The sequence below is a fragment of the Desulfosporomusa polytropa genome, from assembly GCF_055380075.1.
Genome location: NZ_AP042400.1, coordinates 1,687,361 through 1,710,487 on the forward strand (window position 1 = coordinate 1,687,361; position 23,127 = coordinate 1,710,487).

A 23,127-nucleotide genomic window follows, 5' to 3' on the forward strand; every position below is an offset into this window, starting at 1 on the left:
TTTTAATGCGGACTAATTTATTTCCGCTGACACTCTTTGTCTACTATACAAAAATCTCCCTTATAAACTATTATTATAGTTAGACTATTATTTATACAAATTATGCAATATTTACCGATTTCCTGCTGCTTTAAATTTTTTTATTCTTTTTTAGTAAGACCAGCTTTATTTGTGTTCAAACCTTTTATCTAAAAGATTATTGCAGCCAGACTAGAATCATCCTATAATTAATGATGGTTCTTATTATTTATATGCAGCAAAGGAGCAAGAAACTACTATGGCCAACCAACACATCATTGCTTTGGATTATATCCGCGGTATATCTATGCTCGGCGTACTGGGCATTCATACAGGTGCTTTTTCGCTGACATACCCGGCTGTAAATCCGCATTTATTTGCTTTCTATGAAATAGTTACCCGATTTAGTGTACCAATATTTTTCTTTGTATCGGCTTTTGGCTTATTTATCAGCCAGCCGCTCCAAAAAGATTTCAGCTACCCAACCTTTATATACAGACGCATTAGAGCTGTATTGTTGCCCTATTTAGCTTGGTCTCTCCTGTATATGCTTCATTATACCTGGATAAGCGGCAACACTGACCTCTGGAACAGTCCACTTATATATAAATACTTTTTCTTTGGGTTGGCTTCGTACCAGTTATATTTTTTAGTAATTTTAATTTGGTTTTATGCGCTTATGCCCTTATGGCGCCAGCTTGTTCGCTGGCTTCTTAAAGCCCCGATGGTTGGACTGCTCAGCCTGTTATTAGGGCAAATTGCTTTTAATTATTATTCCAGTTATCTACTTACCGCAACCTATGCTAATCACTATCTTAACGTAGCCATTCAGCATCGCATGAGCTATTGGGTCTTACATTATCTATTTATCTTCCTACTTGGTGGCATTTGTGCTGAACGCTATTCACAGTTTCTCACAATCCTTGAACAAAACACCAGACGAATTACTGCCGGTTTTATCCTTACCTTAGCCGGAATGCTGTCCCAGTATTACTACCTTGTCTATCATAATCACTACACACTGGAAGAGGCAGTTAATATCGTTCACCAGCTCAGCCCACTAGGTGTGCTCTATACTGTTAGTGCAACTTTATTCTGGTTTAAAGCCTTTACTAACCCATTACCTAAATGGCTTAGCGCTGGGTTACAGCAGCTAGGTACATATTCTTATCTGATTTATCTTGTCCATCCACTGGTAATGTACTATTTAATTACTGAATTGAATCACCTATCCCAAGCATTAACGCCGCTGATTACTGTCGCTTTTTATTTAATAACACTTGTTTTTAGTACTGCTTTAGCTTGGAGCATCACTAAATTAGGCAGCCACATCCCCTTGCTCGGGTTATTACTTACTGGTTCATTTCCCAATAAGAAGAGATTGCGTGCGAAGATATAATTTACTATATATTCCGTGGTAAAGAGGTTTGCAGGCGCAGGTAGGTGATGCAAAAGCTTTTAACACGTTGTATATATTTTATTGCACCTATTGTTTAAAGGGCTGTGAAAAACGTAGCACTACGTTTTCACAGCCCTTTTGAGTTTAGTATAAATAACCGAGTTGTTTCAAATGCTCGTGATTAACTGCGCTAATGACACTCTTATCATTAAAGCCTCCTGCTTCAGCTATTATACCCTTTTGACGGCGTTTAATCCGTGTGCAATAGAGAAATAACAGTTGGCAAAACCGCTTTATGGATTTGTGTTGACCTGCATAGGCTTGGCGCTTAATCCATTCCTGATATATCTGCTCAATAATATCTGCTATGGTTGTAGTAAAATTTTGTCTTGCCACAAATTCTACCAATTGCAGGCATTCACGTATCAGTATATAGAGCGCCTTTTGACGAAATAAATCCTGTCTAGGAGCAGCAGTGAGTTCAGCCGCTAACAATCGGCGTCCTATCTCGAAAAGCGGATAAATAACAGTAAAACTTTCCGTCAAACTCCGCTGGTTTACAGTCAACCTGGCTGCTTGCATTACCCCGTCAAGTGATTGCCGCCAAATGCTAATACTTCGAATCTCCACTGCTAATTCTAGGCTGAACATGGCTATCTGCCCACTTAATTGACTACAGGGATTGAGACTATCCATCCCTGATAAATGAGCACATTCAACAATAATACTTGCCAATGCTTTCTCTGACAAAATTTTCTTTTCAGCCAGTTGGTCAATATATTGCGTTACTAGCTCAAACATAGGAATATTACCGGCTTTAACTACCTGGTGAAGCCACGCGGTTAATACCCAGGCTACTTGCTCGTGTATGGGACTGTCTATTGGTTCAGCTGCCAGCCAACTGACTATCTTTGCCTGCATTTCACGAACAAGGCCGGTGTCTTGCCGGCGTAAAGCAGTTAACCCTGCTAGCCGTATAGCCCTGCTAACAGCCGTGCGAACGGCATCATCAGAAATCCCAATGCCGAAAAAAATAAGTTCCACTGCCCTCGCTGCCAAAAAGTTCTGGCGTTGTTTCAGGCTCATAACTGCAATCAGGGCCAGCTGTTCAATAGCAGTCGGCAGCTCCATTTCTGTCATGCTTTTTAGTAATGGCCGAAATGCATCAATGCAATGACCAGCCGCATCAAGCCTGTTTGTGCGCAGGGCTAAATAAACAACCGAAGTCAGTCGTGCTGGTTCTCCATCCCTGCCTAGACCATGACCTAATGCTAACTTTAATAAGTCCAGCGCCCGATAAGTGTCAGCTGCTTGACCGTCAGTCAAACTGGTATGCAAAATTTTATAAAGTTGGCGCATAACGGCTTTGCCAGTCACTCTATCAATTTGCTGCTGTTGCGTAAGTTTACTCAATTGCGATTCAATATGCGTAAATTGCCGAACAAGCCGCCTAGTGTACAACCACCAAGCGACTGCGCATAGTATCCCGGTAAGCACTATCAACCATACTGCCATAAAGGGTTCCCCTATCTAGCATTAATTTCTCCCTGATATACAATACCGCGGGAAGCGTCCACAGTAACTATTGCACCATCCTGCAAACACTCAGTAGCACCGTCCACACCGACAAGCACCGGCATACCAAAGCTTACTCCAACGATAGCAGCGTGCGACGTCAAACCACCCTCTTCTGCAATGATAGCGGCCGCTTTGGCAGCATAAGGGGCAATTTCTTCATCAACACTATTTACAACTAAGATATCTCCTGCTTTAAACTTAGTTGTAATGTCTTTAATTGAGGTAACCACAACGATTTGACCAGTAACTGCTCGTTGACCAATTCCGGTACCACGCATCAGAATATTACCAACAATATGAACCCTGATCATATTGGTTGTGCCTGACAGTCCGGCAGGCACACCAGCCGTAACGACAACTAAATCGCCATCTTTAACAACCCCAGCTTGTAGTGAAGTTGATACTGCGCTTTGCACCATTTCATCTGTATTATTGAAGCTAGGTCCCAGAATGGGGTAAACGCCCCATAACAGCAACATTCTTCGTACTGTTTTAGCGCTGGGTGTAACAGCTACAATCGTAGACTGCGGACGATATTTGGATACCATTCGTGCCGTATAGCCCGACTGGGTTGAAGTCAAAATCGCCGCCGCGCCCAGTTCATGTGATATTTGCGCTGTAGCATGGCTGATCGCATCTGTCGTAGTCCGCTGCAGTTGAATCCCTTTGCCGATTAAAATCTCGCTAAGCTGCAGGGAAGTTTCCGTACGAACAGCAATACGAGCCATAGTTTGCACGGCTTCCAGCGGGTATTGACCTGAAGCTGTTTCACCGCTAAGCATAATCGCATCAGAGCCATCAAAAATGGCATTAGCAATATCGCTGGCTTCCGCCCTGGTAGGACGAGGATTGGACATCATCGACTCCAGCATTTGCGTCGCGGTAATAACAGGCTTGCCTGCCTTATTACATTTTTGTATCAGCATTTTCTGGACAAGTGGCACTTCCTCAGCCGGAATTTCCACTCCGAGATCCCCTCGGGCCACCATAAGTCCATCTGCTACTTTGATAATTTCATCAATATTTTTGACACCCTCAGCATTTTCAATCTTCGGTATAATATCCATCGAATAATTGCCATCTTCCAATATCTTGCGAATAGCTAATACATCGGCTGCCCGCTGGATGAAGGAAGCCGCAATAAAATCCATTTGATTTGCAATCCCAAACTGAATATCTGCCACATCCTGCCCAGACAGAGGCGGTAAATTAACAGCAACTCCTGGTGCAGCAACCCGCTTACGATCACTAATTGGGCCACTGTTATTGACAGTAGTAATAATGTCATCGCCTTCAACGGCATCGATATGCAGACTTACCAGACCATCAGAGATAAGGATGGTCTGCCCTGCCGCAACCTCCTGTGGGAGATACTTATGATTAACAGAGGCCTTTTCTTTGGTACCGACCACCTCACGGCCTGTCAACACAAACTTTTGCCCTTTATCTAAATACACTTTGCCTTCTGCAAACAAACCTAACCGCATTTCTGGACCCTTGGTATCAAGCATCAAAGCAATTGGTTTATTGACGTTGTTAGCAGCTTCTCTTACTCTGGCAATTCGCTTGGCATGATCTTCATGTGAACCGTGAGAAAAATTAAAGCGTGCAACATTCATACCTGTTTCCATCATTGACTCTAAAACACCTGGTTTATCAGTGCTCGGACCTACCGTACAAACAATCTTGGTTTTTTTCAACAAAACTATCACTCCTTCAATCGATTATTGCTTAGCGAATTACGTGTTGACATAAAATAGCATGTGCTTCATCGGCTTCTGATTCTAAAACCAAAATTTCATACAAGCCATCGCCTAAGGCAGAAACAAGTCCCGCCGGGCGTATATCGGCGAGCACCCCTTCATTACACAGTACGTTTTTAAATTTTTCGGCCTGTGCCCGATTAGAAGCTATGTATACTACAGTCCACATAAGTATCCTCCTATTAGCTTCTTTTTAATAATAAAACACTTGAACTGGAAATACTACAAAGCTAATCATTAAACTTTGTTCTCCAAAGCTGGCTGTATTCCTGCTAAAAAAAATGGTTTTTCTGATAAACTGTTTTTATCGTTCCTCTTGTTCAAATGCTTGCAAAGTATATTCACCATCTTTGTCATTTTTCCTCTAACTAGCCTGTTTTATTAAAAAAATAGCAGCCCGTACACAAGGACGGGCTACTATCAGTTGTTCCCAATTAAGAATTCTTAATAACAGCAGAACTGGACTGATCGGCTTTCGCATTGCAAGTCAACATACTCACGACCACAAAGACAACCGTATTAGCCAGCAATGCCACAAAGCCGGCATTCAGGTTTAAACCAGCAAAAGGCATTGGGTCCATTTTACCCAGAATCAAACCGAAAACAAGCAACTCACCTACTATCAGGCCTGCAAAAGCACCCAGCTTACTGGCTTTCTTCCACCACAGACCAAGCACGAGCATGGGGAAGAACTGAGTAACACCCGAGTAACCGGTTAAGAGCAGGTTAACAAGCATATTAGGTAAGAATATCGCCAACGCCAATGCTATGGCAGTAAGAACAAGCACAACAACTCTGGCTATTTGTCCCATCGTTTCCGGACTGGTATTTTGTCCGATAGTACGTCCATAAACATTACGGGAAAATAACATTGAAGTCGATAATAGTAAGTCTGCTGCCGGAATCATACACGCCAATGCACCTGCGCCGCCGACTAAGCCAAGCGCCCATCCAGGGAAAACCTGTTGCACAACAATCATAAATGCCATATCAGGTGTCTTCAACGCAGGGACCAGTATAAGCAATGCCGTAAAACCAATGAACATCGGAAAAATCAAAGTAAATTGATATAAAGGCAAATATACGGCATTATGACGCAATACATCATTATTTTTAGCACTAAAGCTGTTGGCCGAAAAATGTGGCCACATGTAAAAACCCAAACTTGTTACCACTAAAGTAGACATAACCCAACTTACATCAAGGTTTTTCGTACCGCCAGGCAGTGCCAGAAAACCAGGCTTGGCTGCCTCTAACGCTTCAAACATCCCACCTAGGCTTCCAAAAAAATGAAACGGCAGATATAAGCCAAAAAACACGACTGCAACCATCATAATCACATCTTTGATAGCAGCGGTGGTTGCAACTCCCTTTAAACCACTAATATATACGAATAAGGCAACCATAGTAAAAGCAATCAGCATAGCTGGTACTCTAGTAATTTGCCCATAAGAACAAGTTTCAATAATAAGACCTAGACCAGTTAGCTGCAGTTGCAGATAAGGTAGTAAGAAGGCAATACCAATACACGCTGTAAATATTCCTAGTGCTTTGCTGCCATACAGCTTTTCAATCAAATCCGGTTGTGTTAAGAGATTATGTTTTCTGCCGACAGTTGCAATGCCCGGCAAAAGATAATACCCTATCAGATACGCTAATGCACCATAACCCAGAATGTAAAAGGTTGGGCCACCGCGGGCATACGCCCAGCCACTTGCTCCGAGGAAGGCAAAGGCCGTATAGATTTCACCAGCCATAATAAACCAGTTTAACCACCGACCAAAGCTTCGGCCGCCAACGGCCCACTCTTCTAAGCTCATTTTTTGTTTCATACCAGGAATCATACCAACAACAGTAGCGCCAACAACAAAGACAAAGATAATGATAAGCGCCATTACCTCGTTACTCATTTTACGTACCCTCTTTCATTAATGGCGCTAATCCGCCTCTTTATTATTTTTTGAATCAATAGTATAAAGAGCTTTGATGCACAAAAAAGCTACAATAATTCCAGCAACTAGCCAAAATGCCAAGAACGGCAGCCCCAACACAAAAGGTTTAACACGGTTGACAAAGGGAATCATGCCAATTGTCCAAATAAACGGGATAAGCGTTAAAATGATTTTAACCAGACTCAATGTGAACACCTCCTTTTTTGTAATATTACGCCTTTAACAAATTCAAGGCGGAAACTACCATAATCTCCACCCCATTGCTTAAGGCCCTTTCATCCATGTCAAACTTAGGGTGGTGATGAGGATAGACAATCCCTTTGTCTTTATTACCGACACCAATACACATAAAACAGCTTGGCACCTGTTGCTGATAATACGAAAAATCTTCACCCACCATTGCTGGGCTCATTTCAATTACAGCCACCTTACCCAATACGGTTTCACCGGCTAGGGCAACAACCTTAGCCACTTCAGGATTATTAACGACAGGAGGAAAGCCATAACAACTGTCTAAGTTATAGGTAGCCCCTGCTGCCGCACAAATACCGCTGCAAATTCTATCAATAGCGGCAAAGATTGTCTCCCTTGTGCTTTGCGAAAATGTCCGTACTGTTCCCTTGAGAGTAGCCGAGTCAGGTATAATATTAAAAGCGTCACCAGATTTAAATACCCCTAGTGATAATACTGCAAGTTCATTAGTACTCACATTATTACCAGTAATCGTCTTTAATGCCAATACAATCTGCGCACCAACATACAAAGGGTCTATTGTCTGATGCGGCATAGAACCATGGCCACCAGAGCCCTTTATCGTAATAGTAAATTCATCAGGAGAAGCCATCATCGGCCCATAAGTCAGCCCCATAGTTCCGATTGCGAGCGGTTGCCACAAATGCGCTCCAATTACAGCATCCACACCTTCTACAGCGCCATCAGCAATCATCGCCAAGGCGCCACCTGGAAATTTTTCCTCACTTGGCTGAAACAGCAGCCTGATAGTACCTGGCAACTCTTCCTTAATTGTATTAAATACCTTCGCAATCCCCAACAGCATAGCTGTATGGCCGTCATGGCCGCAAGCATGGCAACGTCCGACATGCTGTGAATGGTAAGGCTGCTCAATTTCATCTTGAATAGGCAAAGCATCAATATCAGCGCGTATGGCAACCGTTTTTCCCTGCTGGCCTCCTTTAATCTCAGCAATAACCCCTGTACCAGCAGCTAAGCGAGGCTGTAACCCCATTGCTGTAAGTTCGGCGATAATTTTTTTTTGGGTTTCATACTCTTCGCCACCAAGCTCTGGAAAGGCCCGAAAATGCCGTCGCAGCTTAACGACATAGTCGCTGCCATCAATTACTAACTCATGGATAGATTTGTTCATAAGTGTCGCCCTTTCCTTTTTAATTTTTGTTTGTAAAATTAATCCATATTCTTTTTTACACAAACGCCACTAAAAATCCTGCCTATTCCAGTTCAATTTGTTAATATATTTTGTATACTAGCTAGCTAGCCCTACTAACACTGTCGAGTAAAAAAAACAAAAGGCTAAGACCTTTACGGTCCAGCCTTCTACTACTCTGCGTTACCAATAATAATACATTTTGTTTTTATCGTATGTAATATAGCCGTGACGAAGCTTTTCCACCCTCGTAGCATCTGCTTTCATTTGGGTTAGGTTTGTCTCCTGGTCACTCTGTTTGACCGCCTCAACCGGCGCAGCCGCCATAATTAAAACAGCCATGGAAAGTACGGCAACAAGTAGCCTGCTTTTCATTTCTACCAGCCTTTCTTTATTACTGCTATTGGTAGTATTCGTTCCCTATAGGTCAGTTCCTGCAGCTAATTGCTGTTCTTATTTAAGAATTATTTCCCAATAGTTTAGGAGCTAATCTGCGAAGTTCCAACCATAAAAAACTCCCAGTAAAGAGTGATGAAACGACATCCGCTACCGGCATTGCCAACCATATTCCCTCTAAACCCCAAAAACGAGGTAAAATAATAAGTGCCGGTATTAAGATAATCACCTGCCGTGACATACTAAGGAAAATGGCATATCCGGCCTTGCCGGCTGCTTGGAAATAACTAGCTCCGATGATTTGAAACCCGATGATCGGCAACATTATCAAAGAAATTTCAATTCCCTTTGCGCCTAATGCAATGAGCTCTGGATTGTCATTAAATAATCGGATAATCTGGATGGAAAAAAGTTGTGTTACCGCAAAACCAATTACTGATACCAAAGTAGCCGCATATGTGCCAAGCTTCACGACTTCAATTACACGCGCATAATTTTTAGCACCATAGTTATATCCAAGAATTGGCTGAACACCCTGGCTGATGCCAAATATAGGCATTAGTATTAACATTGCCACTCTGTTAATCACCCCATATGCCGCTACAGCCAGCTCTCCTCCATAACTGAGCAGGCTGTAATTAGATAATATGGTTACCATACTAGCAGCAATCTGCATTAAAAACGGCGATAAACCGATTTTGCAAATGTCGAAAACAATATTTTTATCAAGCCGCAAATTAGACCAGCGCAGCTTAAGAACACCTTGATCACTGATAAGATACCGAAGTACCCATACTGCGGCAACTGCTTGTGCAACTACTGTAGCTAGGGCTGAGCCCGCTATACCCCACTTGAAAACAAAAATGAACAATGGATTTAATATAACATTCAGTATAGATGCGATTAACATGGTTGACATTGCCATCCGCGGATTGCCTTCTGCTCTGATAATATTATTGAGGCCAAAACCAATATGCATAAAGACACTGCCTAAAAGAATGATGCGGGTAAATTCGCGGGCATATGGCAATACATGCGGTTCGGCGCCTAACAGCACCAAAATCTCGTCTAAAAAGGTAAGCGCAACCACTGTTGTCACTACAACAGCCACTACCATCAAGCTAAACGCATTGCCAAGAATAATCTCGGCTTCCTGACGGTTTTGTTCCCCTAAACGAATTGACACCAGCGTCGAAGCACCGATGCCAATCAACATTCCAATTGCCATTAAAATAATCATAATGGGAAATGCGATCGTTACAGCGGTAAGGCCAATATCACCAACCCAGTTACCAACAAAGATACTGTCAACAATATTATATAGCGCATTCACTACCATCCCGATAATAGCTGGCAACGAAAACTGCCATAATAACTTACTTATTTTTTCCTGCCCTAAGGCTTCGGATTGTTCCATATTTTCCTCCGTTAAATAGAATCTATATCCATTATAATATAATAATGCCCTTTCAAATACATAGCAATAGCTTTTACAATCAGTTAGCATTATATTAAACCTACAACTATATAAATTGTAGGTGAGTAGGAAGCAAAAGCGAGATTGCCGCGCTGCCTTTTGGCAATGAGTTTGACTCATCGTTGCCAAAAGGTATGGCGAAGCACTCTCGCTTTTTGATTTGCTCTTGAATTTGCGGCTATCCCTTCCATACAGTGCAAAACAAAGCACCATTATCAGCGATAATTTACTTCCGAATTTACGCAAGTTACCAGAGGTTTACCTGCCAAACCAAGTAAAAGATTTTCGGCTGCTAATAAGGCCATCTGGTTACGGGTTTCGGTTGTGGCACTGCCAATATGAGGAACAACAAGGATATTCGGCAGTTTTAATAAGGGATGATCTGCCGGCAGCGGTTCAGGATCAGTGACATCCAGCGCCGCATAGGCAATCTGTTTGTCAGATAGCGCCTTGTATAAAGCTTGCGTATCTACAACCCCGCCTCTAGCCGCATTAATGAAATAGGCTGTTGGTTTCATTTGTGCAAACTCTTTTGCCCCGAACATTCCCCGGCTTTCAGGAGTCAGTGGGGTAAGCACAACAATAAAATCTGCTGCTGTTAAAAGCTCAGAGAAGGTACGATACTCGGCTTTGAGCTGCTCCTGGTCAGGACGGGGATGGCGATTATTATAAATGACTTTCATTCCACTGGCCTGAGCCCGTCTGGCAACAGCTGAACCAATCGCCCCCATACCGACAATACCAACTGTCTTATTATACAAATCTACGCCTAGTGGCAGTTGTCCCGCTTGCCATTTCCCGGCCCGTACCCAATCCCAGCCTTCATGAATACGCCGGGCTGCTGTCAAAAGTAGTCCGAAAGCCAAATCTGCCGTTGCCTCAACAAGCACACCTGGCGTATTGCCAAAAGGAATCTTGCGGCTGGTACAGGCCTTAATATCAATATTATCATAACCTACTGACGATTGCGCAATTACTCTTACTTTGGGCGCAGCCGTTAATAATGTTTCATTTACTGTAATATTGCCAGTAACAAACAATCCTTCCGCATCCTCCAGCCACTTTGCTAATTCTTCAACGCGCGGAGGCGTTGACTTCTGCCATTGGCGAACCTCACACTGATCCCCAATGGCCGCTAGTGCTGAAGGTAATATTTTTCCGGTAATTACAACTTTATATTTGGTCATAAAGTCCACCGCCCTTATTTCATAGAATGTTATTTGCCATCTCATTTACTTCGCCGTTGTTTCTCTTCCTCCTGCTCACAAACTTCGCATCAATTCTGATTATACACACGGGATTGCTTATGTACTTATTACGTTTCCGAAAGTTGTATCCTTCTTTTGTGCCAATTTGTTTACGAGCATAAATAAATTTTACACCTTTCCCCAGACTTTTCGAAGTCCGGAGATTTTTTTTTGCGCAAAAGGGCCGCCACACTAATTTCTTAGTGCGACAGCCCCTGCCTAAAAAGGTGTTATGTGGTTGGAATCACCCTCGGTCAGAAATGAGGAATTAAATTGGTTGAAAGTTCATTTCACACTCAGTTTACCAATCGCCCATTGAGCAGCGTCCCGAACTAGGGGGTTTGCATTCTCCAGTGCCTTTTTTAGTGCTGGGATATGCGCCGGATCACCCGTATTACCAAGGGCGATAGCTGCGTTTCGTCGGAACAGATCCATATCCCGGATGTAGTTATACATGATGGGATAGACCACATCCTGATAATACTTTTCATCTAGGAGCAAAATTCGCTCTAAATCAAAGTCTTTTTTCAGTTCTTCCAGGAATAAATCTTTTCTCGATGCATTTGCCAATACCTTCTTATTTCGAGGGCAAGCGAGCTGGCAAGCATCGCAGCCATGGATCTTTGTACCAAGGCCTTCACGTAACTCATAGGGGATAACCATGTTACTTAGATTATTCAACATTACGCAATTCAACGGAAGCAGTCTTCTTGCCTGCGCTATTGCGTGAGTAGGACAGGCCTTTATACATTGCTGGCAATCTGACGGACATTTGCAGATTATTGTAGGTTCGTCGTATTCCAATTCCGTATCGACTACGAATGTATACAAAATGATGAAAGAGCCATCTTCCTCGGTGTAAGCGAAGTTGTTCTTACCATAGGTAATAACTCCGGCTCTCGCACATGCCATGCGTTCAGGAACAGTGATCCCCCCCTCATACATGGAGATGCCCAAAGACTTGATAAAATCCTTAAACGCATTGACGCGCATACCACAGGAGGACTTCTCTAGAGCTCGATAGGAGCGGCTTAAATAGGCCCGACCCACATAGGGCGTCAGTTCGTCGGGGAATAGGATATCGCTAAAACCGTAGACAGTGCAAATGATAGATTTCCCTTCTGGATAGAATGCTCTGGGGCGACATCCATCAATCAAATAGCCTGTTCCCGGAGTGTTAATCCAGGGAGTGTAGTCGGGGCGGGAGTTCAGTTCCTGTTCGTACTCAATAAAATCATTTGCGGTAGTGGTGCCAATTTTGGAAAATCCTAGCTCCAAAGCTTTCATTTTGATTTTCTTTGTCAGTTCCTTTTTATCCATCATCAATCATCCTTATGCAATGTATTTAGGAATATAGTCTAGCGCTTCCTGCCGATTACTAAAGTAACGTACGCTGAAATTGGACTTATTCAGAGCATCAACCGCTCTTGTCCAACAACAACATTGTTCCATTTTTTATATCCCTTCTTAAAGTCAAATTAGGATAGATGGCGCTAAATAAATAATAACTTCAGATGCCGTTTTCTAAAAGCCCTGCGATTTTGACCGAAATTATTGTTGATCAAAAACGCACCGCGTTCCTCCAAGACGGAAACACTTGTTACACGAAACGCATTTTGCAGAACTTAGTTCACCAGCCTGCCAGCGGTTAATTAGATCACTTTCACGGATCAGTGGACGACAAAGCGCAATATATTCAATCGAAGTCTGATTCAAAATTTCCGTCAGCGGGGCAACCTGTCGATTGCCGCCCACTAAAATGACCGGCACGTTGATGTCCCGAGCCAGCTCCTCGGCATACGGCTTGAAGTAGGACTCCTGCTCTGTCGATATTACTCTTATTGTCCCCTCCTTAGGCCGCGATGAGGGGATACCCCCGCTGACTTCAACCGCATTTATCCCGAGTTCGGCCAACTTTTCGCAAACATATTTGCATTCCGCAAAAGTCATCCCCTGATCCATAAAATCTTCACAGTTGATTTTGATAAGAACCGGATAATCCGGACCAACCTTGTCCCTGATTGCCTTATATGTTTCGAGAACCATTCTTATCCTATTTTCAATGTTGCCGCCATAGCCATCGTTTCTGCGGTTATAATAAGGGGTCAGGAATTTACTTAACAGATATCCGTGCGCTACATGCATCTGAACGCCGTCAAACCCCGACATTTTTGCCCGGAGGGCTGCATTGGCAAACGCTCCTTGTACAAGATGAATATCTTGTATAGTCATTTCCGCCGGGGTCGTTTTGTAACTCAAATCCTCAACCGCGCTTGGCCCCCACATGACCTTGCCGCTGTTACTGGGAGCGGTTTGCGCGCTAGGGGAAGCGATTTGCAGAATAATCTTTGCATCATAGTGATGACTCATCTCTGTGAGCTTTTTATATTCTTCTATAAAAGAATCGTCATAGATGCCCATCTGTTGCGGAATTGGTTCTTCCACAGCACTAACGCACGCAAGTCCGGTGATGATGGTGCCAACCCCGCCTTTCGCCAGATTCTCATAAACCTGAAATAACGCTTCTGTCATGTGGCCGCGTTCGTCCGCTAATCCATCATAAGTTGCTGAACGGACAAACCTGTTTTTCAGTTTCATCCCCGCCAATTGGGTTTGGTCAAATAATGATTTCATTTAACTACACGCTCCTCTTTTAAACTCGTTATACACCTTATGATTCTTGTCTTGGCAAAACACTGTGGTTTGACAGTTGCCACAGCCATATCTGGGTTTATAGTAGGCTCAGCAAAATAGCTTTTTTACGGTAAACGTGATTTTCACCTCCCCCAGCACTCGGCAGTCATCAATAGCGTCTATTTTACGTGTATATACACTAATTAGCCGCGAGAATTGATAAGTGTTATTGTATCATTAGACGATTCTGTTTTGTTAACATTATATATGCAACCGTATTATACCCATCCGGTCGTGTCTCCCGTTTGAGCAGTCATAATCATAGATCTTACAAGGCATCCCTCTAAAAAAGCCAGACATTCAAACTCCAAAAAGAGCGAAGCATTTTTATCAAACAAAATCCGAACTTCACAGGGAAATTCATCATCACCATCATGATAAATAATTTGCAGGGGGATTTTCGGCAATATTTGCAGCGACCATGAATAGGCCTCCGATTTCAGCTTGCCATTAAAAATCCCACCTAATCTGTACATGGTTTCGCTGAATGATTCATAATTTCCATTGAAGGCTTTACCTAGCGGATCAGTCATCCAGTTTGTATTTGTAAATATTATTCCCGGGCCGGCATGATAAGAAATCGGCACATATGAACATTCAGGTTCACCCGCGCCTTTGGATAAGGTATAGTAAGCCAGCACACTGCTGTTGTTAACATTAACCGGTTTACCGTCCGTCGGATTAACACCGCACGAGCTAACCTCATATTCCCGGCCAAGAAAATTGACAGATAAAGCACCGTTTGGCTGAAGTGATAGACCAAGCCGTTCGGCAACCTCTGAAAAATCGCATTTGCTCAGTTTTGGTATAAGGTTTTCATAAATTTGCTCGTAACCACTACTCATAAGCTCTCCTTTCATTAATTGTTAGTGTATATACACCAACAATAACTAGAAAAATTCTTCTTCCCGAACCGTTTCATACGGCGCAATGTGAATAAATAGGTCCTGGCACCAAGGACCATTGACTAATTTGCAAATATACGAAAGATCACCAGGTATTATCTCATGCCGTAAGTTCAATAATTCGGCTTTCTCGTACGACTTTCTCAGACTACTTTCCTCTTCTTGACAGCCTGTATGAACAAAAAAAATACGCCGGTAACCGTTGTATATTCTAGAAAGAATGCGCAGCGCTTTTTTCTCACCATATTTTTCTACAGTCCGCTGATGCTCTGAAAGGATATCATCCCCGGCAGTCATCCAGCCACAAGTAAAATATAAAGTGCCTGGCTCTTCCTTGCGTAGGCATTCATATCGCTCTCGCGATCCTAGAAATAGGGATATACAATCGTGAACCCGCGGTATAATTAATGGACTAGCCCCTGCTTGTAAACCCTTGGCAGCCCCGCCGCAGAGACCAAACGTCAGAATGATTTTTTCGTATCCCACCGAATCATTAAGCAGCCTTTGCAACTCACAATGCAGTTTCTTAGGATGCGAATGAAGCCCCATCGGAACGACTTCAATTTCGATATCTTGCTTTGTTTTTACAGTAAGAAGTTCTTCCCGCATGACCTCACAGGCAATTATTTTAATTGTCATATAGCCTCCGCGCCACAGTACTGACACAACGATGGCACGCCAGGCAATTGCTTGTTTTTGACCGGACAGTAAAACGTATTGCCATGGGCAGTCAATCGTTGCCCGTCTGCAAAAAGCAGGCCCGGCGGGTGCAAAGGCTTCCGGGCGATAAAGGTAAGATAGGTGGCAGTAAGCCGGACATATCTCTGTAAATTTTCCTGACCGGGGGCATTGTCTGCCAGGTATTGGGTAAGCAGCAACGTAAACTCATTAAAGACTTCCAGATCAATGTCGGCTATCACATCGACACTGTCTCTGCTCTTAATCTCCTGCAGTGTCTGCCGATTGTACTCAGCCACCTGGTTGGCAAGATACCGGTGCCGTTTGTCAGGTTGCGACGCTGGTCCGTTGTCCGAAACTCCCGGGGCAACTTCTGCCATAACCAAAGTACCAGCTTCTTTTTTTAACACATGGAGCAACTCCTGATTTGTCATGCTGGTCTCTGCTCTGCCGCTGCTATAGCCTGTCGGATTGCTGCCACAATATTTTTCTTAAATTCGTCCAAGCTTCCCTGCTGAACTTCAATAGGCACCCTGGTGTATTCAAAAAATTCCAGTAGCTGTTCATCACTGATCTCACCGATACCGGTATCGGTAAACAATATTCGGTCATAACAGGCAAAACTCTGTCTTATGGCAACCTCATCCACACCCCAGCCCGGATCAAAAAGCTCCCGCCATTTAAGCATCCACCCGGAAGTCAGGTAAAAAGTCCGGGAATCCATCCCACTCTCCGGCAGGCCTTCGCCCATAACCAGTTCAACACAGTTGGACTGGTCAAACCTAACGATTGGATAATCCTGCAGGAACAAATCAAACTCAGGATGACATTTCGAACCATAGAGCAGAATAATTCGGTCTGCGTCTGCAGCATCCAAGGCCTCCAGGACAGCCGTTTTCAGTTTTTTTAAATCGATATGCAGATTGATCGGCAGATAGGTTACCGTAAATTCACAATCAAACAGCTTTTCCGCTTTAATCTGAGCTAAAACCTGTTCCAGTTCCGGCTGGTAAATCCCGCAACCCAGAAGACATATTTTCATGAGAGGATGGCCTCCTGTCCCATTGGATTATCCACTAAGATAATCCAATGGGACAGCTTTTCAAGCAGTTGAAACACATATAGCACCCCTTATATAGTTTTTTTGCGTGTATATGCACTATTTTTAAAAAAAGAAAATACGGCTCGCGCCGAGCATTAGGAGAAATCGCAAGCCGATGTTGTCCTTATCAAAACTAACGTTATATCTTCTTTCAGGACGAAAAAGTTACGGCACCAGCGCTTCCAGTTTAGAAATTAAATGATGAAAGTGCCTGCTGTCGTCTCCCAAATATTCCTGTAGCGAGGCCTGCGCTTGATCCCATAATACTGTTGCATTTGTCAACGCCATCTTGCCTGCCTTGGTAAGAGTAACTTCCCTCGAACGGGGATCTTGACCCGAATTAACCTCAATCAGGCCAGCTTCAGTAAGCGGTTTCATATTCCGGTTCAAAGTAGTACGATCAATGCGCATGATTTTGGCAAGTTCGGTAATTTTGACCGGCTCTACCTGCTCAAGATGACGCAATAATGAATATTGTGTAACTTTAAGCCCGCTTGGCTCCAAAATCTTCTCATAAAATTCAGTTACTGCCCGTGAAGCCCTACGTATGTTAAGACACAAGCATAGACTAGGGGCTTTGGGGTAGTATCCATCGGCATGTTTCACTATTGCACTCCTATATTATTTACTAGTGTGTATATACACTCATGTTGTTATAAAATATAATATAGTCTATAACAACGCTTGTCAATACTAAAACAAAATTATGTATAAAACACAGTATTGAATATTATCTTTAGTTCTTGTTTTTTTAGCTATTACCCTACCCATTTGGCTATTTCACTTGCGTTTTCTAATACCACTCCATGTGCGACGGTCTACGTAAAACCAGGAGATGTTGCTTGGCAAATTGCTAATAAAAAACCCTATCGCATGAGCGACAGGGCCTTACTTACCCTAACAGAAAGTATAAAACTTTCTTAAAAGCAGGATAAGGGCAACATCGGCTTCCGCTTTCGCCAAAGGCTCAGCGCAAGCCGTGTTTTCTTTACTATTGAAGCGATTCAATGCGGGAAATTACCTGCTCAGGCGTCATACCTGTCGCATCAATAACAGGGGCTTTAGTGATAGTATTTTGAATATTCATTAGGTTGTTATCCATACCCATTACTACGCACGCCATTATACCACCATCTTTGCTTGTAGGACTTACAACCGTGTAACCACTCTTTTCTAGTGCTTGCTTAATTGTTGATAAATTATTTTCTACAGCTACCTTTTTTGCCACAAGAACACCTCCTTCGAGCTTATTATTGCCCAAATATAAGTCTTCCATTACGTTATCATTTCTCAACATGATAGACCGGATAGGAACCAAGGTTTTTATACCACAAGCATTTTTCCTCAATCGCACTAACTGCGGCTGCAATATTGCTTTCTATTGCACTGCCTTCGATATCGAGAAAGAAGATGTACATTCCCAGTCCAGTACGGGCAGGGCGGGACTCAATCCGCATTAGATTCACCTGTCTTTGGGCAAATTCCCCCAGTAGATTATACAAGCTGCCTGGCTGCTCGCCATGAATTTGACAGACTAGTGTCGTTTTACAGTTTCCCGGTGCAAAGACAATCGGCTGCCGCTGCAAACCGATGAAGCGGGTGGAATTAGAAGCAATATCCTGGATATTGCTTGCAGCAACTGTTAATCCATTAAATTCACCGGCCCGTAAACTACCTACAGCCGCACATAACCCATCACTTATTGCCACTATTCTGGCCGCGGCGGCAGTGCTTTCAACTGGTTTCAGTTTGGCTTTCGGATACAGTTTTCCCAGTGTTTTGCGGCATTGAGCCAGGGCCTGGGGATGAGACACAATGACGGCAATTTCATCACTGCCTTTTTTCGTTAACAAATTATGTTTAACAGGCAAAACAATCTCTTTTGTAATATATAGATTAACGTCATGAGCCATAGTGTCTAATGTAATATTGACAGAACCCTCTAGTGAGTTTTCCACAGGTACAATACTTTCATCTACTTCACCTGATCCAACTGCCCGAATGGCGTCATCAATCCCAGTAAACGGTTTTAGACAAACATCGTTTATACCATATAAGTGTAAAACGGCTTCTTCACAATATGTTCCCTGTGGGCCAAGATAACCAACTGTCCTCGCCATAATCATCCCTCCAAATAAAAAACTCCCGTCCCTGAAAAGGACGAGAGCAACTCTCGCGATACCACCTTTGTTATCCGCCTTGCGACGAATCACCTTGTAAAGTACGGGCTAACGCCGATACTCTCCTTCATTGATAACGGGGAAGGTCTCCGGCTACACCTACCATCTGCGACTCCTGTCAGACCAGATTTCAGCAAGCAACTCCAAGGCGAACTTCAGTAGACCAATCCATGCCGGTTCTCAGCCTCCCGGCTCTCTGTGAAGAAATCAGTATACCTACTTTTCCTCTTCTTAGTCTTTACTGCTATTTTTTCTACTATAGCATGCTATTGGTATTTATTCAAGTACAATCTACTTTATCTTGTCTTCACAAGAAAGTTCTCCAATATTTTACTACCCTGGGGTGTGAGAATTGACTCAGGATGAAACTGTACCCCTTCTACCTCGAATTCTCTGTGTCTAAGCCCCATAATTAAACCATCCTGTGAAGTAGCCGTAATTTCCAGGCAGTCAGGCAATCCGGTTTTCTCAACAATGAGCGAATGATATCTACCAGCCGTAAAAGGTTTGGGCAAATCCTTGTAAATTCCCTTTCCCCGGTGAATAATATACTCAGCCTTGCCATGTACCGGCTGTGGCGCGCGAATAACCCTGCCGCCAAACACCTCACCAATAGCCTGATGACCAAGGCAGATTCCCAGTATCGGAATTTTACCTGCAAACCGGGCAATAACTGCTTTGCATATCCCGGCCTTAGCGGGTGTTCCCGGTCCTGGCGAGATGATGATCCCGCTATAATCTGTACGCTCTATTTCCTCAGGCGTTATCCTGTCATTGCGGATGACAGACACTGGATAGCCCAGATTGGCTACATACTGGTACACATTATAGGTAAATGAATCGTAATTATCAATTAGCAAAATCATGTCACTCAGCCTCCTCAATGAGTTGCATTAAAACTCTGCCTTTCTGCATGATTTCCTTATATTCCATCTCTGGCACAGAATCGGCAACAATCCCGGCCCCTGTTCGTACAGTAACCTGCTGACCATCAATAATTAATGTGCGGATAGTAATGCAGGTATCCATATTGCCCCGAAAGTCAAAATATCCTACCGCACCGGCATAAGGGCCGCGGCTGTCGCCTTCCAACTCATAAATGATTTCCATTGCCCGTACCTTTGGTGCGCCGCTTACCGTACCTGCCGGAAAGCAGGCGGTCAGCACATCAACCGCAGAAAACTTAGGATCAACCTGACCTGATACCTCTGATACAATATGCATGACATGGGAGTACTTTTCCACTTCCATCATCCGGTCAATCGTAACAGTTCCTGGCAGGCTGACCCTGCCAATATCATTGCGACCCAAGTCTACCAACATCGCATGTTCTGCACATTCCTTAGTATCAGCTAATAATTCAGCAGCCAATGCTTCATCCTCTGCCGGAGTCTCGCCCCGGCGGCGTGTACCGGCAATCGGACAAGTTAGCACCTTACCATCTTCCAGCTTGACTAGCCGTTCCGGGGATGCGCCAACAAGCTGCTTATCGCCAAAATTAATATAAAACATATACGGCGACGGATTAGCCTGTCGTAACCGGCGATATAGCGCAAATGGATGCTGGGTCAACTTGTAATGGAAGGGACGCGATAACACAACCTGAAATATATCGCCGGCTGCGATATATTCTTTAGCCTGCTCTACCATGTTGATATACTGCTGCTTACGGAGAGTTTCGTCCTCCTCACCGGTTAGTTCAATCGGGTTATTTGCATTGGATTGGCTGTCCTGAGTGGACTGATCGTCAGGCAAAATGACAGGCTGACTGAGTTTAGCAACAAGTTCTTCCAGTTCCAGCAGTGCCTGCTCATATTCCGCCGCCGCATCCTGAACCTCGGGGGTAAGGTGTACCAAATTGATCAGTTGCGTGCAATGAGTAAGATGATCCATAACAATAATATATTTACAAACCAATAATTCAATAAGTGGCAAATCATCTGGAATTGTTAGGCCACATACCCGTTCCCAGGAAGCCACTGATTCATAAGCGGCATAGCCCACCGCACCACCGGCAAATGACGGCAATTCCGGCATTTCCGGCATGGAAAACTGCTTCAAAAAATCAGCAAGCAATAGGTGCGGTTGCCCTTGCTCTTTAAAAATACAGTCACCAAAACTGAGTTCGGCCTTGTTATTATAGGCAGTAAATGTAGCCAACGGCCTTGTTCCAATGAAGGAATAGCGGCCAAAGTTTTTGCCAGTCTGGGCACTTTCTAAGATAAACCCTGGCTCATCGCCTACCAGTTTATAATACAGAGAAACCGGAGTTTCCATATCGGTTGGTAACTCAACACTTACCGGCATCACGGAGTAGGTTCCCGCTAACTGGCAAAATTCCTCTTTTTCGGGAAATGCTTTCATCCTTGTACCCCCTTATCAAGTGCCTGCCTAAGCGTACTGGTAAACTCCTGCACAGCTGCAACACCTTGTTTTGCCAAACGATCCACAACCGCGCTGCCAACAATAACCGCATCTGCATAGTTGGCTGCCTGACACGCAGCTTCCGGAGTGCCGATACCAAACCCAATCGCCAGCGGTACTGTGGTTTCCTTGCGAACATCAGCCAACAGCGGCGCAAGCTGACTATAGTCAATCTGGCGCACACCGGTAACACCCGTATTTGATATGCAATATATAAAGCCAGACGCCTGACTGCAAATGGGTTTTAACCGTTCTGGTGTCGTAGTCGGCGCAATAAATCTGATTAGATCAATTCCCGACTGCTGACACGCAGGTTCAACAACAGCAGATTCTTCTATTGGCAAATCAGGAAGAATCAGGCCGCTGATACCAGCCTTGGCAAAGTCGGCGGCAAATTTGTCAATCCCATACTGTAATACGATATTATAGTAGGTCATAATCGCCAGGGGAATTTTCGTTTCCTTAGTAAGCTGTTCTACCAGCTTGAGCGTTTTATCAACAGTAGCCCCGGCGGCTAATGCCTGCGCAGCCGCCTTCTGGATGATGGGACCGTCAGCCATTGGGTCAGAAAATGGTAACCCTATCTCCACCAAATCGGCACCGGCTGCTTCTACTGCCTTGACGGCTTGTAATGTCGCATTATAGTCAGGATAGCCGGCTGTTATATAGATAATCAGCCCCTTGCGGCCAGATGACTTGCAATCCTGCATTTTTTCTGCTAGCTTCATGCTAATCCCCCCAATACATTTGATACCATCTGTACATCTTTATCCCCGCGTCCAGACAAACAGACAACAACCGCATCGGTTATTTCGGTCTTGGGCATCAAGTGCTCTAAATAAGCGAGCGCATGGGAGCTTTCCATTGCCGGAATAATGCCTTCCACCTGTGACAGCCGTTGAAAGGCGGCTAACGCTTCTTTGTCTGTAACTGCCGTATATTGTACCTTACCGGCATCCTTGAAGAAAGAATGTTCCGGCCCGACACCAGGGTAATCCAGGCCAGCTGAGATCGAATAAGCTGGAATTACCTGACCATCACTATCTTGGCGCAAATAGCTTAAAGCGCCGTGAAGTACTCCTGGTTTGCCATGAGTCAGCGATGCCGCGTGTTCGTTGGTAGTTAACCCTTTGCCGGCAGCTTCGACACCAATTTTGGTGACTGAGGCAGTATCCCGGAACTGATAAAAGATTCCCATGGCATTACTGCCGCCGCCAACGCAGGCTACTATATATTTTAGATTTTCCCCTTTTTCAGCAATCTGCGCTGCCAGTTCCTGACCGATGATCGCCTGAAAATCCCTGACAATCATCGGATACGGATGTGGCCCGGCTACAGTACCAATAATATAATGCGTATCCCGAATATTAGTAACCCAGTATCTGATAGCTTCCGTGGTTGCGTCCTTTAAAGTACCGGTACCGCTGGTGACAGGTATAACCTTGGTTCCGAGCAGCCTCATCCGAAAAACATTCAGAGCCTGCCGTTCCATGTCTTCCTCGCCCATGAACACGCAGCATTCCATTCCAAACAGTGCGGCCACCGTAGCACAAGCCACCCCATGCTGCCCGGCTCCGGTCTCAGCCACAATGCGTTTTTTCCCCATGCGCCGCGCCAACAGCGCCTGACCGATCGCATTATTAATCTTGTGAGCACCAGTGTGCAGCAAATCTTCCCGTTTTAAATAAATTTTCCCCTTCCCATAATGCTTGGTTAAATTATCGGCAAAATAGAGTTTGGTCGGTCTGCCGGCATATTCCTTAAAATAAAAATCTACCTCAGCTTTAAATCCAGGATCGTCTTTTAATCTGCGGTAATTATCATCAAGCTCAATCAGCGCCGGCATAACTGTTTCCGGAACAAACTGACCTCCATATTGTCCAAACCTTCCCTTTTCATTAGGCATTGTAAC

The 23,127-nt window shown here is 44.0% G+C and carries 23 protein-coding genes and 1 other annotated feature; of the genes, 1 reads left to right on the forward strand and 22 read right to left on the reverse strand.

The genetic code is table 11. The features are described 5' to 3' along the window. The first annotated feature begins 277 nt into the window (after positions 1-277). Positions 278-1,417, forward strand: a complete 1,140-nt coding sequence (locus ACZ449_RS09730) for an acyltransferase (protein ID WP_464260828.1) — start codon at positions 278-280, stop codon at positions 1,415-1,417. A gap of 144 nt (positions 1,418-1,561) precedes the next feature. Here ACZ449_RS09730 and ACZ449_RS09735 read toward each other — a convergent pair whose 3' ends face one another. The 22 genes from ACZ449_RS09735 to trpB all read right to left on the reverse strand — a co-directional run bounded on the left by ACZ449_RS09735 (position 1,562) and on the right by trpB (position 23,121). Then, the gene (locus ACZ449_RS09735; protein WP_464260829.1) at positions 1,562-2,932 is read right to left on the reverse strand and encodes a hypothetical protein; all 1,371 of its coding nucleotides are present in this window, start codon (positions 2,930-2,932) and stop codon (positions 1,562-1,564) included. 11 nt (positions 2,933-2,943) lie between these two features. Continuing rightward, a complete protein-coding gene (gene pyk, locus ACZ449_RS09740; protein ID WP_464260830.1) occupies positions 2,944-4,698 on the reverse strand; it encodes a pyruvate kinase in 1,755 nt (584 codons plus the stop codon). A 28-nt stretch (positions 4,699-4,726) separates the two neighbouring features. Beyond that, positions 4,727-4,927 carry a putative signal transducing protein gene (locus tag ACZ449_RS09745; RefSeq protein WP_464260831.1) on the reverse strand — a complete coding sequence of 67 codons (201 nt, stop codon included), beginning with the start codon at positions 4,925-4,927 and terminating at the stop codon, positions 4,727-4,729. 265 nt (positions 4,928-5,192) lie between these two features. Beyond that, positions 5,193-6,668 carry a sodium:solute symporter family protein gene (locus tag ACZ449_RS09750; RefSeq protein ID WP_464260832.1) on the reverse strand — a complete coding sequence of 492 codons (1,476 nt, stop codon included), beginning with the start codon at positions 6,666-6,668 and terminating at the stop codon, positions 5,193-5,195. A gap of 27 nt (positions 6,669-6,695) precedes the next feature. Then, on the reverse strand, positions 6,696-6,896 hold the full coding sequence (locus ACZ449_RS09755) for a DUF3311 domain-containing protein (protein ID WP_464260833.1): 201 nt from the start codon (positions 6,894-6,896) through the stop codon (positions 6,696-6,698). A gap of 25 nt (positions 6,897-6,921) precedes the next feature. Continuing rightward, positions 6,922-8,094 carry a M20 metallopeptidase family protein gene (locus tag ACZ449_RS09760; protein ID WP_464260834.1) on the reverse strand — a complete coding sequence of 391 codons (1,173 nt, stop codon included), beginning with the start codon at positions 8,092-8,094 and terminating at the stop codon, positions 6,922-6,924. 201 nt (positions 8,095-8,295) lie between these two features. Further along, positions 8,296-8,487, reverse strand: coding sequence for a hypothetical protein (locus ACZ449_RS09765; protein WP_464260835.1), 192 nt, complete (start codon positions 8,485-8,487; stop codon positions 8,296-8,298). 82 nt (positions 8,488-8,569) lie between these two features. Continuing rightward, positions 8,570-9,925 (reverse strand): MATE family efflux transporter, encoded by a 1,356-nt coding sequence (locus ACZ449_RS09770; RefSeq protein WP_464260836.1) that lies wholly within the window; start codon positions 9,923-9,925, stop codon positions 8,570-8,572. Between the two features lie 275 nt (positions 9,926-10,200). Further along, a complete protein-coding gene (locus ACZ449_RS09775) occupies positions 10,201-11,172 on the reverse strand; it encodes a 2-hydroxyacid dehydrogenase (protein WP_464260837.1) in 972 nt (323 codons plus the stop codon). A gap of 345 nt (positions 11,173-11,517) precedes the next feature. Continuing rightward, complete coding sequence (locus ACZ449_RS09780) at positions 11,518-12,555, reverse strand: epoxyqueuosine reductase (RefSeq protein WP_464260838.1); 1,038 nt, start codon at positions 12,553-12,555, stop codon at positions 11,518-11,520. Between the two features lie 228 nt (positions 12,556-12,783). Further along, positions 12,784-13,866 carry an NADH:flavin oxidoreductase gene (locus ACZ449_RS09785; RefSeq protein ID WP_464260839.1) on the reverse strand — a complete coding sequence of 361 codons (1,083 nt, stop codon included), beginning with the start codon at positions 13,864-13,866 and terminating at the stop codon, positions 12,784-12,786. A gap of 278 nt (positions 13,867-14,144) precedes the next feature. Continuing rightward, positions 14,145-14,771 (reverse strand): DUF3786 domain-containing protein, encoded by a 627-nt coding sequence (locus tag ACZ449_RS09790; protein WP_464260840.1) that lies wholly within the window; start codon positions 14,769-14,771, stop codon positions 14,145-14,147. A gap of 45 nt (positions 14,772-14,816) precedes the next feature. Further along, a complete protein-coding gene (locus ACZ449_RS09795) occupies positions 14,817-15,470 on the reverse strand; it encodes a DUF1638 domain-containing protein (protein ID WP_464260841.1) in 654 nt (217 codons plus the stop codon). Continuing rightward, positions 15,467-15,943 carry a DUF2115 family protein gene (locus tag ACZ449_RS09800; protein ID WP_464260842.1) on the reverse strand — a complete coding sequence of 159 codons (477 nt, stop codon included), beginning with the start codon at positions 15,941-15,943 and terminating at the stop codon, positions 15,467-15,469. The genes ACZ449_RS09795 and ACZ449_RS09800 overlap by 4 nt, the downstream gene beginning before the upstream one ends. After that, positions 15,940-16,551 (reverse strand): DUF1638 domain-containing protein, encoded by a 612-nt coding sequence (locus ACZ449_RS09805; protein WP_464260843.1) that lies wholly within the window; start codon positions 16,549-16,551, stop codon positions 15,940-15,942. Before ACZ449_RS09805 ends, ACZ449_RS09800 begins: the two co-directional genes overlap by 4 nt. Positions 16,552-16,776: 225 nt before the next feature. After that, positions 16,777-17,217 carry a MarR family winged helix-turn-helix transcriptional regulator gene (locus ACZ449_RS09810; protein WP_464260844.1) on the reverse strand — a complete coding sequence of 147 codons (441 nt, stop codon included), beginning with the start codon at positions 17,215-17,217 and terminating at the stop codon, positions 16,777-16,779. A 385-nt stretch (positions 17,218-17,602) separates the two neighbouring features. Beyond that, entirely contained in the window at positions 17,603-17,839 is a 237-nt protein-coding gene (locus ACZ449_RS09815; protein WP_464260845.1) for a YkuS family protein, read from the reverse strand. Positions 17,840-17,894: 55 nt separating this feature from the next. Further along, positions 17,895-18,731 carry a prephenate dehydratase gene (pheA, locus tag ACZ449_RS09820; RefSeq protein WP_464260846.1) on the reverse strand — a complete coding sequence of 279 codons (837 nt, stop codon included), beginning with the start codon at positions 18,729-18,731 and terminating at the stop codon, positions 17,895-17,897. Between the two features lie 33 nt (positions 18,732-18,764). After that, positions 18,765-19,033: a binding site (T-box leader), on the reverse strand. Positions 19,034-19,087: 54 nt separating this feature from the next. After that, complete coding sequence (locus tag ACZ449_RS09825; protein ID WP_464260847.1) at positions 19,088-19,657, reverse strand: anthranilate synthase component II; 570 nt, start codon at positions 19,655-19,657, stop codon at positions 19,088-19,090. A 1-nt stretch (position 19,658) separates the two neighbouring features. Beyond that, a complete protein-coding gene (trpE, locus tag ACZ449_RS09830) occupies positions 19,659-21,155 on the reverse strand; it encodes an anthranilate synthase component I (protein WP_464260848.1) in 1,497 nt (498 codons plus the stop codon). Continuing rightward, complete coding sequence (trpA, locus tag ACZ449_RS09835; protein WP_464260849.1) at positions 21,152-21,943, reverse strand: tryptophan synthase subunit alpha; 792 nt, start codon at positions 21,941-21,943, stop codon at positions 21,152-21,154. Before trpA ends, trpE begins: the two co-directional genes overlap by 4 nt. Further along, positions 21,940-23,121: a tryptophan synthase subunit beta gene (gene trpB / locus ACZ449_RS09840; RefSeq protein WP_464260850.1), complete on the reverse strand. Its 1,182-nt coding sequence runs from the start codon at positions 23,119-23,121 to the stop codon at positions 21,940-21,942. Before trpB ends, trpA begins: the two co-directional genes overlap by 4 nt. Between the last annotated feature and the right edge of the window lie 6 nt (positions 23,122-23,127).

Coding starts and splice junctions, on each gene's coding strand:
- ACZ449_RS09730 (WP_464260828.1), top strand. CDS start 278: ATGGCCAACCAACACATCATTGCTTTGGATTATATCCGCGGTATATCT.
- ACZ449_RS09735 (WP_464260829.1), bottom strand. CDS start 2,932: ATGGCAGTATGGTTGATAGTGCTTACCGGGATACTATGCGCAGTCGCT.
- ACZ449_RS09745 (WP_464260831.1), bottom strand. CDS start 4,927: ATGTGGACTGTAGTATACATAGCTTCTAATCGGGCACAGGCCGAAAAA.
- ACZ449_RS09750 (WP_464260832.1), bottom strand. CDS start 6,668: ATGAGTAACGAGGTAATGGCGCTTATCATTATCTTTGTCTTTGTTGTT.
- ACZ449_RS09760 (WP_464260834.1), bottom strand. CDS start 8,094: ATGAACAAATCTATCCATGAGTTAGTAATTGATGGCAGCGACTATGTC.
- ACZ449_RS09765 (WP_464260835.1), bottom strand. CDS start 8,487: ATGAAAAGCAGGCTACTTGTTGCCGTACTTTCCATGGCTGTTTTAATT.
- ACZ449_RS09770 (WP_464260836.1), bottom strand. CDS start 9,925: ATGGAACAATCCGAAGCCTTAGGGCAGGAAAAAATAAGTAAGTTATTA.
- ACZ449_RS09775 (WP_464260837.1), bottom strand. CDS start 11,172: ATGACCAAATATAAAGTTGTAATTACCGGAAAAATATTACCTTCAGCA.
- ACZ449_RS09780 (WP_464260838.1), bottom strand. CDS start 12,555: ATGATGGATAAAAAGGAACTGACAAAGAAAATCAAAATGAAAGCTTTG.
- ACZ449_RS09785 (WP_464260839.1), bottom strand. CDS start 13,866: ATGAAATCATTATTTGACCAAACCCAATTGGCGGGGATGAAACTGAAA.
- ACZ449_RS09790 (WP_464260840.1), bottom strand. CDS start 14,771: ATGAGTAGTGGTTACGAGCAAATTTATGAAAACCTTATACCAAAACTG.
- ACZ449_RS09795 (WP_464260841.1), bottom strand. CDS start 15,470: ATGACAATTAAAATAATTGCCTGTGAGGTCATGCGGGAAGAACTTCTT.
- ACZ449_RS09800 (WP_464260842.1), bottom strand. CDS start 15,943: ATGACAAATCAGGAGTTGCTCCATGTGTTAAAAAAAGAAGCTGGTACT.
- ACZ449_RS09805 (WP_464260843.1), bottom strand. CDS start 16,551: ATGAAAATATGTCTTCTGGGTTGCGGGATTTACCAGCCGGAACTGGAA.
- pheA (WP_464260846.1), bottom strand. CDS start 18,731: ATGGCGAGGACAGTTGGTTATCTTGGCCCACAGGGAACATATTGTGAA.
- ACZ449_RS09825 (WP_464260847.1), bottom strand. CDS start 19,657: ATGATTTTGCTAATTGATAATTACGATTCATTTACCTATAATGTGTAC.
- trpE (WP_464260848.1), bottom strand. CDS start 21,155: ATGAAAGCATTTCCCGAAAAAGAGGAATTTTGCCAGTTAGCGGGAACC.
- trpA (WP_464260849.1), bottom strand. CDS start 21,943: ATGAAGCTAGCAGAAAAAATGCAGGATTGCAAGTCATCTGGCCGCAAG.
- trpB (WP_464260850.1), bottom strand. CDS start 23,121: ATGCCTAATGAAAAGGGAAGGTTTGGACAATATGGAGGTCAGTTTGTT.